Below are 10,775 nucleotides of genomic sequence, written 5' to 3' on the forward strand. Positions count from 1 at the left end.
GGACTCCTTCACTTGCCGCTGCGCAGCAGGCTGCGCGCGCCGATATTCAGCAGCAGCACGGCGAGGGTGATGATCAGGGCGCCGGCCCAGGCCAGCTCGATCCAGTCCTGGAAGGGCGAGCCGGCATAGGAGTAGATGGTGATCGGCAGGCTCGGCATCGGCGCCGCGAGGTTGGTCGACCAGGCGTTGTTGCCGAGGCTGGTGAAGAGCAGCGGCGCCGTCTCGCCCGCGATGCGGGCGATGCCGAGCAGCACGCCGGTGATGATGCCCGAGATCGCCGAGCGCCAGCTCACCAGCACGATCATCTTCCATTTCGGCGCGCCGAGCCCGATCACCGCCTCGCGCAGCGTGTTGGGGACGAGGGTGAGCATGTCTTCCGTCGTCCGCACTACGATCGGGATGATGATGATGGCCAGCGCCGCGACGCCCGCCCAGCCCGAAAAGCCGCCGAAGGGCAGCACCAGCAGCTGGTAGACGAAAAGGCCGATCAGGATCGAGGGCGCCGATAGCAGGATGTCAGAGACGAAGCGCACAACGTCGCCGAAGCGCGAGCCCCGGGCGTACTCGGCGAGATAGGTGCCGACCAGCATGCCGATCGGCGTGCCGACCAGCGTCGCCAGCACCACCTGGATGAGGCTGCCGACGATGGCGTTGAGCAGCCCGCCCTCCGAGCCCGGCGCCTTCGTCACCTCGGTAAAGACCGAGAGGTTCATCGCCCCGAAGCCCTTGACGAAAAGCGTCACCAGGATCGAGGCGAGGAAGAGGAGCCCAATCCCCGTCGCCACCAGCGAGAGGCTGCGGATGACGAGGTCGGTGCGCTTCCGCCGCCGGCCGAGCCGGGCTGCCGCGCCGGCATCCTTGACCGGGGTCAGCGCGGGATGTGCCGTGGCGCTCATCGGATCAGCCCTTCAACCGGGAGCGCAGCAGGAAGCGCGAGGTGGCCAGCACGATGAAGGAGAGCACGAAGAGGATGAAGCCGAGCGCCAGCAGCGCCGACAGCTTCAGGCTTCCCGTCTCGCTCTCGCCGAACTCCAGCGCCACCACCGAGGCGATGGTGTTGCCCGGCCCGAACAGCGTCGTCGTGATGCGGTTCGCGTTGCCGATGACGAAGGTGACGGCCATCGTCTCCCCGAGCGCGCGGCCGAGCCCCAGCATGACGCCGCCCGCGACCGAGATGCGCGTGTAGGGCAGCACGACGCCCCGCATCACCTCCCAGGTGGTGCAGCCGAGGCCGTAGGCGCTCTCCTTGAAGACGGGTGGCACCTGCTCGAAGACGTCCCGCATGGTCGCCGCGATGAAGGGCAGGATCATGATGGCGAGGATGAGCGCCGCGGTCAGGATGCCCGTGCCGAAGGGCGGCCCCTGGAACAGGAAGCCGATGCCCGGCAGCTCGCCGAGGCTGTCGATCAGCGCCGGCTGGACATGCTGCGCCATCAGCGGCGCGATGACGAAGAAGCCCCACATGCCGTAGATGATGGACGGCACGGCCGCCAGCAGCTCCACCGCCGTGCCCACCGGCCGCCGCAGCCATACGGGTGCCAGCTCGGTGAGCGTAAAGGCGACGCCGAAGGCGAGCGGCACGGCCAGCAGGATCGCCAGCACCGCCGTCACCACGGTGCCGTAGATGGAGACGCCGGCCCCGAAGACCTCGGCCACCGGGTCCCATTCCGTCGACCAGAGGAAGGGCAGGCCGAAGGCCCGGAAGGCCGGCAGCCCACCGATGAAGAGCTCGACTATGATGCCGCCGAGCAGCAGCAGCACGAAGGCGCCCGCTGCCTGGCAGGCCGCCGCGAAAAGCGCGTCGCCGAGATTGCCCCGGCGCGCAGCCGAAGCCCGCCGCACGCCCGTCGTCATAGTGCTGGCCTGCGACACGCGCCGCTCCTCCGATGGTCCCGGGTCAGCCGTTCCAGACCGGCTGGCCGTTCACCTTGATCTCGGACTTCCAGGCGGCGCGGATCTTGTCCTGTACCGGCTTCGGCAGCGGGATGTAGTCGAGCTGGGAGGCCAGCTGCCCGCCATTGCCGTAAGCCCAATCGAAGAACTTCATCACGTTGCGGCTGCGCTCCGCATCGGCCGGGTTCTTCGGCAGCAGGATGAAGGTCGGCGAGACGATCGGCCAGGAGGTGGCGCCGTTCTGGTCGATCAGGCTGGCGGCCATGCCCGGCGCATCCCAGTCGGCACTCTGCGCCGCGGCGATGAAGGCCTCCTGCGTCGGCTTCACGAACTGCCCGGCCTTGTTGCGGATCTGGGTGGTGATCAGCTTGTTCGAGACCGCATAGGCGTTCTCGACATAGCCGATGGCGCCGCGGATGTTCTTCACCGTGCCGGCCACGCCCTCATTGCCGCGCGCCCCGGTGCCGGAGGGGAAGCGGACGGAGGTGCCGATGCCCACCTTCTCCTTCCATTCCGGCGACACCGCCGAGAGGTAGGAGACCCAGACAAAGGTCGTGCCCGAGCCATCGGCCCGGTAGACCGGCGCGATGGCAAGGTTCGGCAGGGTGACGTCGCGGTTCAGCTCGACCAGCTTCGAGTCGTTCCACTTGATGATCTTGCCGAGATAGATGTCGGCCAGCAGCTCGCCGGTCAGCTTGAGCTGCCCGTCCTCAAGGCCCGGGATGTTCACGATGGCGACGAGGCTGCCCATCACGGAGGGGAACTGGAGCAGGTTCGCTTCCGTCAGCTGCTGCGAGGTCAGCGGTGCGTCGGAGGCGCCGAAATCCACAGTACGGTTGCGGATCTGGTTGATGCCCGCGCCCGAGCCGACCGACTGGTAGTTCACCGTGATGCCGGTCGCGCCGCGCGCCGCCTCGGCCCATTTCTGGTAGACCGGGTTGGGGAAGGTTGCCCCGGCGCCGGTGATTTGGCCACCCTGGGCAAGGGCGCGGCCGCCGAAAGCGGTGCCGGCGGCGAGCAGGCTGGCCGTGGCCAGGAGTTGGCGACGTTGCACGAGGGTCTCTCCACGGTTGGTTCGCCGGGACTCTGTGGCCCCGGTGGCGGCGCCTTCCTAGTGTCCCCATAAGACGAAGCGATTGCCGTTGGATGAAGCTTCGATGACAGTCATCGGACGATTGCGCCAGTCATCCGGTACACACTATACGATCCCGGCGGATCGCGCCCAGTCCGGGAGACGCTTCTCGCGGAACGCCGCAAGCCCCTCCCGCCCCTCGGCCGAGGCGCGCTGAACCCAGCCCTCATGCGCCAGCAGCGCCATCGTCCGCGCATCGAGCGTCGCCCCGCTGGCGCCGAGCAGGCTGCTCTTCGCCACCGCCGCCGCCCCGGGCGCCGCCCGCAGCACCTCGCCGAGGATCGCCTCCAGCCGCGCCTCGATTGCCTCCGCCGCCACCACCTCGTGCACCAGGCCGATCCTGAGCGCCTCGGCGGCGTCGAACCGCTCGCCGGTGACGGCGTAGCGTCGCGCCTGCCGCAGCCCCATGGCCTGGACCATCTGCGGGGAGATCGGCGTCGGGGCGACGCCGACCCGCACCTCGGTCAGGCCGAAGACCGCCTCGGGCACCGCGAGCGCCACGTCGACGCAGCAGACCAAGCCGCAGCCGCCGCCGAAGGCCGCCCCCTGCACCAGGGCGAGGGTCGGGCGCGGGAACTCGTTGAGCAGGTGCATGGCCCGCGTCGTCGCCAGCGAGGCCTGGAAGGCCGCCTCCGGCGGGTAGCCGGCTACCTCGGCCAGCCAGCCGAGATCCGCCCCGGCCGCGAAATGACGCCCCGCACCACGCAGCACAAGCGCCCGGACCTCCTGGTCCCCGGCCAGCGCCTCCAGCGCCTTGGTCAGCCCGGTCAGCAGAGCGGCATCATAGGCATTGCCCCGATGCGGCCGGTTGAGCGTCGCAGTGACGATGCCGCGGCCATCACGCGCGAGCAGGACGGGCGCTTCCGCCATGATCCTTCCTCCCCTGCTCGGCGCCCCCTAGGACACCGCCGGCTGGCCGAGGAAATCCAGCACCGCGGCGTTGAAGGCGGCCGGGTTGTCGCTGCTCATCCCATGCGCCGCATCGGGGATGACCACCCGCCGCGCATCCGCCATCACCCGCTCCAGCGCCTCGATGATGGCAATGAACTGCGGCTGCGTCTGCGCCCCGTTCACCAGCAGGGTGGGCAGGCGGATCGCCTCCGCCGCCGCCCGCCCGAAGGGGCGCCGCCGCTCGTCGATCTGCCCGAGCAGCGTCTGCGCGTTGTCGAGGTTCATCGCCTTGCGGGCCGCGCTGCGCCGCTCCCAGGCCCCCGGCCCGCCGGTATGCTCGGCGAAGCGCCGCATCGCCCCCTCGGTGTCGCCGGCCTTCAGCAGTTCGGCCGCTGCGGCGAAGGCGGCCGCCTGCTTGCCCGCCCCGCCCGGCGCGCCGCCGAGGCTCTCATCCAGCTCGCCCCCCGGCTCCGCCAGCACCAGCCGCCCGACCAGCCCGGGATGCCGCTCCGCCACGCGGAAGGCGATGTGCCCGCCCCGCGAATGCCCGACCAGGTCCACCTTCCCCGCGCCGAGCGCCCTGATGAACCCCGCCACGTCCTCGACATGCCGGTCGATCTTGAAGGTCTCGCCGACGCCGTCCCACCGCTCCGGCCAGTAGTGCCGGAGGCTCGGCGCGAGGGTGCGGAAGCGCGCCCCGAACGGCTCCATCTGGGGCGCCCAGTAGCGGTAGTCGTTGAGCGAACCGTGCACCAGCACCACCGGCGTGCCGCTCCCGGCCTCCGCATAGGCCATCTCATGCCCATTGACCGTCAGGCTCGGCATCGCTTCCCTCCCAATCCTCCCGCCGAGGATGCGGGCCCCGATCCTTCCCTGCAAGGAGCCTCGATGCGCCGCCGCCACCTCCTCGCCAGCCTCGCCGCCTCCCCCGCCGTCGCCCAGCCCTCGGAGGTCGACCTCCTTCTCGCGCTCGCCGTCGACGCCTCCGGCTCCATCGACCCCGACGAGTTCCAGCTCCAGCGCGAGGGCTATGCCGAGGCGCTGACCCATCCGGCCGTCCTCGCCGCCATCCGCGGCAAGCCGCGCGGCGCCATCGCCGTCGCCATGGTGGAGTGGGGCTCGCCCGCCGGCGCCGCAACGGTGGTGGAGTGGATGCGCCTCGCCGACGGCCCCTCGGCCATCGCCCTCGCCGAGGCCATCCTCCGCGCCCCCCGCAGCCCGCAGAGCTGGAACGCCATCGGCGACGCGCTCGCTCACTGCACCCGCCTGATCGCCGCGGCGCCCTTCCAGGCCGCCGAGCGCGTCATCGACCTCTCGGGCGACGGGCCCGACCTCCGTTCGCACATCCCCGCCGCGACCGCCCGCGACGCCGCCGCCGCGGCCGGCATCACCGTGAACGCGCTCGCCGTCGCCGCCGCCGGCCAGGTCACCCGCGCCGGCGAGCCGCTGGCCGAGACCTACCGCCGCGAGGTCATCGGCGGCCCCGGCGCATTCGTGGTGACGGCCGAGGACCGCCGCGACATCGCCCGCGCGCTTCGCGCCAAGCTGATCCGCGAGATCGCCTGACGCGGCCCGCCGGCCAGCCTATTCCAGGCGCAGATTCGCCGCCCGGATCACCCCGCCCCACTTCCCAAGCTCGCTCCGGATCAGCGCCGCCATCTGCGCCTGATCCTGCACCCAGACCGTGGCCCCCGCCCGGCGGATCTTCTCCGCCGTCTCCGCCCCCTGCACGATGCCGATGATCGCTGCCGAGAGCCGGTCCCTGACCGCCTGCGGCATCGCCGCAGGCCCGATGAAGCCGAACCACACATAGACCTCGTAGCCCGGCAGCCCGGCCTCGGCGAAGGTCGGCACGTCCGGCAGGGTCGGGTCCCGCTCGCTTCCCGTCACGGCGAGCGCCTTCAGCCGCCCGCCCTGCACATGCGGCAGCACGTTCGGCAGGTTGTCGATCGTCATGTCGACGCGCCCGCCAAGCAGGTCGGCGATGCCCGGCGCGCTGCCGCGATAGGGCACGTGCACCAGCTCGATCCCCGCCTGCACGCGGAACAGCTCCGCCGCCAGATGCGGGCTGCTGCCGGCGCCGGAGCTCGCATAGCTCAGCTTCCCTGGCTGCGCCTTGGCCCTCGCCATCAGCTCGGCCAGCGAGCCGATCCCGCTCTCCGTCCGCACCGCCAGGCAGTTCATCAGCCGGGTCGTGACGCAGAGCGGCGCGATGTCCTTGGTCGGGTCGTAGCCGGTATTGGCGAAGAGGAAGGGGTTCATGGTGAGGTTCGCCGTATTGGCGACGCAGATGGTGTAGTTGTCCGCCGCCTGCGCGGTCGCCGCGATGGCGAGCGAGCCGCTCGCCCCCGGCCGGTTCTCGACGACGCCGAGCTGCCCGACCGCATCCATCATCCGCTCGCCGACCAGCCGCGCCAGCGTGTCGTTGATGGCGCCCGGGGTGTAGGGCACCAGGATGCGCACCGGCCGGTCCGGCCAGGTCTCCGCCCGCGCCCTGAAGGCGGGCAGAGGGGCGAGCAGGGCAGGGGCCGCGAGCAGCCCCCTCCGCAGGATGGTCATGGGCGTGTCCTCCCGGTTGTTCCGGGAAGGCTACACGCCCCGCAGCCGGCCGCGCAGTTCGAATTTCTGGATTTTGCCCGTCGAGGTCTTCGGCAGCGGCCCGAAGCTCACCCGCTTGGGGCATTTGAAATGTGCCAGCCTCTCGCGGCACCAGGCGATCACCTCCGCCTCCGAGGGCGGCGCGACGCCCGGCCGCGGCGTGACGAAGGCATGCGGCACCTCGCCCCATTTCGGGTCGGGCGCGGCGACGACGGCCGCCTCCATGATGGCGGGATGGGCGTAGAGCACCTCCTCCACCTCCAGCGTCGAGATGTTCTCGCCGCCGGAGATGACGATGTCCTTGGCCCGGTCCTTCACCTCGATATAGCCGTCGGCATGCATCACGCCGAGATCGCCGGTATGGAACCACCCGCCGGCGAAGGCCTCGCTGTTGGCCTCTGGGTTGCGCAGGTAGCCCTTCATCACCGTGTTGCCGCGCAGCATCACCTCGCCGAGCGTGCTGCCATCCGCCGGCACCGGCCGCATCGAGGCAGGGTCGATCACCGCCGCCTCCTCCAGCATCGGGTGGTTGACGCCCTGCCGCGCCATGAAGGCGGCCTTCTCGCCGAGCGGCATGTCCTCCAGCCCCGGCTGCCACAGGCAGATGGTCGCCGGCCCGTAGCACTCCGTCAGCCCGTAGAGATGCGTGACCGAGAAGCCCATCCCCTCCATCCCGGCGATGACGGGGGAGGGCGGCGCCGCGCCGCCCGTGGCGATCGCGACCTTTCCCTGCAGCGCCCGCTTCGCCGCCTCCGGCGCATGGATCAGCATGGTCAGCACCACGGGCGCCGCGCACATATGGGTCACGCCATGCTCGGCGATGGCGGCGAAGATCGCCCCCGGCTCGACCCTGCGGAGGCAGACATGCGTGCCGCCCTGCAAGGTGACGGCCCAGGTATAGGTCCAGCCGTTGCAGTGGAACATCGGCAGCGTCCAGAGATAGACGCTCCGCGGCGTGAGCTCGAAGGCCAGGGCATTGGCCGCCGCATTGAGATAGGCGCCACGATGATGTGCGACGACGCCCTTCGGGTTGCCCGTCGTGCCCGAGGTGTAGGACAGGCTGATCGCCTCCCACTCATCCTCCGGCATCCGGATCGGCTCCGCCGCATCCCCGGTCCCAAGGAAGGCCTCGTACTCCACCGCGCCCAGGGCCTCGCCCTCCGGCGCCTCGCTGTCGGCGATGTCGACGACGGTCATGCCCTCCGGCACCGCCCCTCGCGCCACCCTGGTGGACTCCCGGTCCACCAGCAGCAGCTTCGCCCCCGCATGCCGCAGGATGAAGCCGATCGCCGCCGCATCCAGCCGGATGTTGATCGTCAGCAGCACCGCGCCCGCCATAGGCACGCCGTAATGCGCCTCCAGCATCTCCGGCGTGTTCGGCGCCAGCACCGCGACGACATCCCCCGTGCCGATCCCCGCCCGCCTCAGCGCCGAGGCCAGCCGCCGGCACCGCGCCGCCATCTCCGCATAGGTCGTCCGCCGCCGCCCATGGATGACGGCCACCCTCCCGGGATAGACCCGCGCCGCCCGCAGCAGGAAGGAGATGGGCGAGAGTGGGACATGGTTGGCCGCCAGCCTCGGCAGGTCGCCGTCATCCACGATCGGCCCCCCACTTGAAGAAGTCCTTGCCCTGCCGCCTCAGGAAGTTCGCCAGCACCATCCGGTGCACCTCGCTCGCCCCGTCGACGAGCCGCGCCTGCCGCGCATAGCGGTACATCCACTCGACCGGGGTATCCTTCGAGTACCCGCGCGCCCCGAGCAGCTGCAGCGAGGTGTCGACCGCCTTGTGCAGCGCGTCGGCGACGACGACCTTCGCCATCGAGACCTCCTTGCGCGCCAGGCTGCCCTGGTCGAGTAGCCAGGCCGCCCGCATGGTCAGGAGCCGGCCGATGTCGAGCTCCATCGCCGCCTGGCCGACGAGCTGCTGGACCGCCTCCTTCTCGACGAGCCTGGTGCCGAAGCTGCTGCGCTGCTCGATATGTGCCATGGCGATCTCGAGTGCGCGCCGCCCCATCCCCGACCAGCGCATGCAATGGGTGAGGCGCGCCGGCCCGAGGCGGATCTGCGTCACCCGCAGCCCGTCGCCGACCCCCATCAGCACGTTCTCGTCAGCCACTTCGAGCCCGTCGAATTCCAGCTCGCAATGCCCGCCATGCTCCTCCGGCCCCATGATCGGGATGCGCCGCAGGATCCGCCATCCCGGCTGGTCGGCATGGAAGAGGAAGGCGGTGAGCCCGGTGCGGTCATCATCCGAGGTCCGTGCCATCAGGATGAAGTGCTTCGCGGTCTCGGCGCCGGTGATGTAGTGCTTCCGCCCGGTGATGACCCAACGGTCGTTCCCGCGCCGCTCGGCCTTCGTATAGGTCATGGAGGGGTCGCTGCCGCAGCCGTCCGGCTCGGTCATGGCGAAGCTCGACTGCACGCGGCCGTCGATGATGGGCTGCAGCCAGCGCTCCTTCTGCGCCTCCGTCCCCACCATGTTCAGCACGCGCATGTTGCCGTCATCGGGTGCGGCGCCATGGAAGACGACGGGGCCGAAGATGCTGCGGTTCATCTCCTCATAGAAGGCCGCCAGCGCCACCATTGGGAAGCCGCCGCCGCCCCGCTCCCTGGGCATGCCGAGCGCCCAGAGCCCTTCGGCCTTCGCCTGCGCCCTGAGCCGCTCCAGCAACGGCCGGGCGATGTTCTCGTGCTCGTCGTAGCTGGCCGGGTCGGCCTCCAGCGGGATGATCCGCTGCTCGACGAATTCGCGAATGCGCGCGCGGGTCGCCTCGACCTCGGGAGACAGGCTGAAATCCATCTTGGCTGATCCTACAGAGCGTTGACCGAATGCCCGCCATCGACGACCAGCGCGGCGCCCGTCATATGGGCCCCCGCCTTCGAGGCGAGCAGGAGAAGCGGGCCGGTAAGGTCCTCCGGCGCGCCGAGCCGCCTCTGCGGCACCCGCTTCACCACCGCCTGGCCCGCCTCTGAGGCGAAGAATGCCCGGTTGATCGGCGTCTCGACATAGCCGGGGCACAGCGCGTTCACCCGGATGCCGTACCGGGCCCATTCGACGGCGAGCTGCTTCGTCATCTGCACCAGCCCCGCCTTGGAGGCGGTATAGCCGACGACGCCCTGCAGGATGCGCAAGCCCCCGATGGACGCGATGTTGACGATCGCCCCGCCGCGCGCCGCCGCAACGAGCCGGCGCCCCGCCTCGGTCGCGACGAGGAAGCAGCCGCGCAGGTTGACGTCGAGCACGCCGTCCCAATCCTCCGGCGTCTGCTGCAGGGCCGGCTTCGAGACCGCGATCCCCGCATTGTTGACGACCACATCCGGCGCCAGGCCGAAGGCCCGCTCGGCCGCATCGAAGCAGGCGGCGATGCTGTCAGGCCTTGCGACGTCGAGCGGCACCGCGACCGCTCGGGCGCCGAGCTCCCCGGCCAGTGCCTCCAGCGCCTCCACCCGCCGCGCGGCCAGCGCCACCCGCGCCCCCGCCCCATGCAGCACCCGGGCGAAATGCGCCCCGAGCGCCCCCGAGGCGCCCGTCACCAGGGCGACCGAGCCTTCCAGCCCGAACAATCCTCGCGGATCGACCATCCCATCCCTCCCGCTTCCCCGCACTTGACCACCGGGGAAGGGGAGGGAGCAAGGCGGCAGGCTCAGGCAGGCAGCGTCTGCCGCTGGTCCACTCCGTTGCTGTAGGTGATCTCGCAGGTGCTCGCCGCCGCGTTCAGCAGCGGAAAGGCGGTCCGGATATGGATGCTGTTCCTGTCGACGCGGATCAGCTTCATCGACACCGCCCCGACCGTACCTGTGCTGATGCCGAAATTCTCGGTGATCCGCATCCCTTCCAGGAAGGAGGTCTCCGCCCGGACGTATTTCATGGCAAGGTTGGCCGGGTTGAGGATGATCGTGGCGAAGACAAAGGCCACGACGTCATTGTTGAGGTAGGTGAGCGTCGCCTGGCCCGCGCCGCTGTTGAGCGCCCGCGTCACCGCCTCCACCTGGGAGCCGTCGAAGGCGCTGACGGTCGTCTTGTGCTGCCAAGTCGCCCGGTTCAGCAGCGCCGTCACCGTGGTGCTCTGCCGGTTGCGGCCGACTGCCCGGAGCTCGTGCAGGCCTTCCGCATGTCCCGTCGCGGCACCCTGTCCCTGGACTGCGACATCCTCGCTCTTCTTCAGGATGCCGGCGACCTCTTCCTCGGTATAGGGGCGTACGATCGACATGCGGGCCTCCCTGCCTGGCTTCGTCCTTCACCTGACTATTGTCATATACG

General features: G+C 70.4%; 11 protein-coding genes. 1 reads left to right on the plus strand and 10 read right to left on the minus strand.

The genetic code is table 11. The features are described from left to right. Nucleotides 1-8 precede the first annotated feature (8 nt). The 5 genes from pstA to AC5JJ1_RS10515 all read right to left on the minus strand — a co-directional run bounded on the left by pstA (nt 9) and on the right by AC5JJ1_RS10515 (nt 4,741). Entirely contained in the window at nt 9-896 is an 888-nt protein-coding gene (gene pstA, locus AC5JJ1_RS10495) for a phosphate ABC transporter permease PstA (protein ID WP_495785065.1), read from the minus strand. 4 nt (nt 897-900) lie between these two features. Then, complete coding sequence (gene pstC / locus AC5JJ1_RS10500; protein ID WP_495785168.1) at nt 901-1,854, minus strand: phosphate ABC transporter permease subunit PstC; 954 nt, start codon at nt 1,852-1,854, stop codon at nt 901-903. A 43-nt stretch (nt 1,855-1,897) separates the two neighbouring features. Further along, complete coding sequence (pstS, locus tag AC5JJ1_RS10505) at nt 1,898-2,947, minus strand: phosphate ABC transporter substrate-binding protein PstS (protein ID WP_495785066.1); 1,050 nt, start codon at nt 2,945-2,947, stop codon at nt 1,898-1,900. A gap of 144 nt (nt 2,948-3,091) precedes the next feature. Then, entirely contained in the window at nt 3,092-3,895 is an 804-nt protein-coding gene (locus AC5JJ1_RS10510) for an enoyl-CoA hydratase-related protein (RefSeq protein WP_495785067.1), read from the minus strand. Nucleotides 3,896-3,922: 27 nt separating this feature from the next. Further along, complete coding sequence (locus AC5JJ1_RS10515; RefSeq protein WP_495785068.1) at nt 3,923-4,741, minus strand: alpha/beta fold hydrolase; 819 nt, start codon at nt 4,739-4,741, stop codon at nt 3,923-3,925. Nucleotides 4,742-4,804: 63 nt separating this feature from the next. On the opposite strand from AC5JJ1_RS10515, the gene AC5JJ1_RS10520 reads away from it, so the two are divergent. Further along, entirely contained in the window at nt 4,805-5,482 is a 678-nt protein-coding gene (locus tag AC5JJ1_RS10520) for a DUF1194 domain-containing protein (RefSeq protein WP_495785069.1), read from the plus strand. A gap of 18 nt (nt 5,483-5,500) precedes the next feature. Here the strand turns inward: AC5JJ1_RS10520 and AC5JJ1_RS10525 are convergent, their stop codons facing one another. The 5 genes from AC5JJ1_RS10525 to AC5JJ1_RS10545 all read right to left on the minus strand — a co-directional run bounded on the left by AC5JJ1_RS10525 (nt 5,501) and on the right by AC5JJ1_RS10545 (nt 10,725). After that, nucleotides 5,501-6,475, minus strand: a complete 975-nt coding sequence (locus AC5JJ1_RS10525; RefSeq protein WP_495785070.1) for a Bug family tripartite tricarboxylate transporter substrate binding protein — start codon at nt 6,473-6,475, stop codon at nt 5,501-5,503. 30 nt (nt 6,476-6,505) lie between these two features. Beyond that, on the minus strand, nt 6,506-8,113 hold the full coding sequence (locus tag AC5JJ1_RS10530; RefSeq protein WP_495785071.1) for an AMP-binding protein: 1,608 nt from the start codon (nt 8,111-8,113) through the stop codon (nt 6,506-6,508). Continuing rightward, a complete protein-coding gene (locus tag AC5JJ1_RS10535; protein WP_495785072.1) occupies nt 8,106-9,314 on the minus strand; it encodes an acyl-CoA dehydrogenase family protein in 1,209 nt (402 codons plus the stop codon). Before AC5JJ1_RS10535 ends, AC5JJ1_RS10530 begins: the two co-directional genes overlap by 8 nt. 11 nt (nt 9,315-9,325) lie before the next feature. Continuing rightward, complete coding sequence (locus AC5JJ1_RS10540) at nt 9,326-10,096, minus strand: SDR family NAD(P)-dependent oxidoreductase (RefSeq protein ID WP_495785073.1); 771 nt, start codon at nt 10,094-10,096, stop codon at nt 9,326-9,328. Between the two features lie 62 nt (nt 10,097-10,158). Then, entirely contained in the window at nt 10,159-10,725 is a 567-nt protein-coding gene (locus tag AC5JJ1_RS10545) for a hypothetical protein (protein WP_495785074.1), read from the minus strand. Nucleotides 10,726-10,775: the final 50 nt, after the last annotated feature.

The organism is Belnapia sp., assembly GCF_059504005.1.

Bases quoted from the DNA above. Each gene is read 5' to 3' on its own strand.
- AC5JJ1_RS10525 (WP_495785070.1), bottom strand. From the start codon at position 6,475: ATGACCATCCTGCGGAGGGGGCTGCTCGCGGCCCCTGCCCTGCTCGCC.
- AC5JJ1_RS10535 (WP_495785072.1), bottom strand. From the start codon at position 9,314: ATGGATTTCAGCCTGTCTCCCGAGGTCGAGGCGACCCGCGCGCGCATT.
- AC5JJ1_RS10545 (WP_495785074.1), bottom strand. From the start codon at position 10,725: ATGTCGATCGTACGCCCCTATACCGAGGAAGAGGTCGCCGGCATCCTG.
- AC5JJ1_RS10540 (WP_495785073.1), bottom strand. From the start codon at position 10,096: ATGGTCGATCCGCGAGGATTGTTCGGGCTGGAAGGCTCGGTCGCCCTG.
- AC5JJ1_RS10515 (WP_495785068.1), bottom strand. From the start codon at position 4,741: ATGCCGAGCCTGACGGTCAATGGGCATGAGATGGCCTATGCGGAGGCC.
- pstA (WP_495785065.1), bottom strand. From the start codon at position 896: ATGAGCGCCACGGCACATCCCGCGCTGACCCCGGTCAAGGATGCCGGC.
- AC5JJ1_RS10510 (WP_495785067.1), bottom strand. From the start codon at position 3,895: ATGGCGGAAGCGCCCGTCCTGCTCGCGCGTGATGGCCGCGGCATCGTC.
- pstC (WP_495785168.1), bottom strand. From the start codon at position 1,854: ATGACGACGGGCGTGCGGCGGGCTTCGGCTGCGCGCCGGGGCAATCTC.
- AC5JJ1_RS10520 (WP_495785069.1), top strand. From the start codon at position 4,805: ATGCGCCGCCGCCACCTCCTCGCCAGCCTCGCCGCCTCCCCCGCCGTC.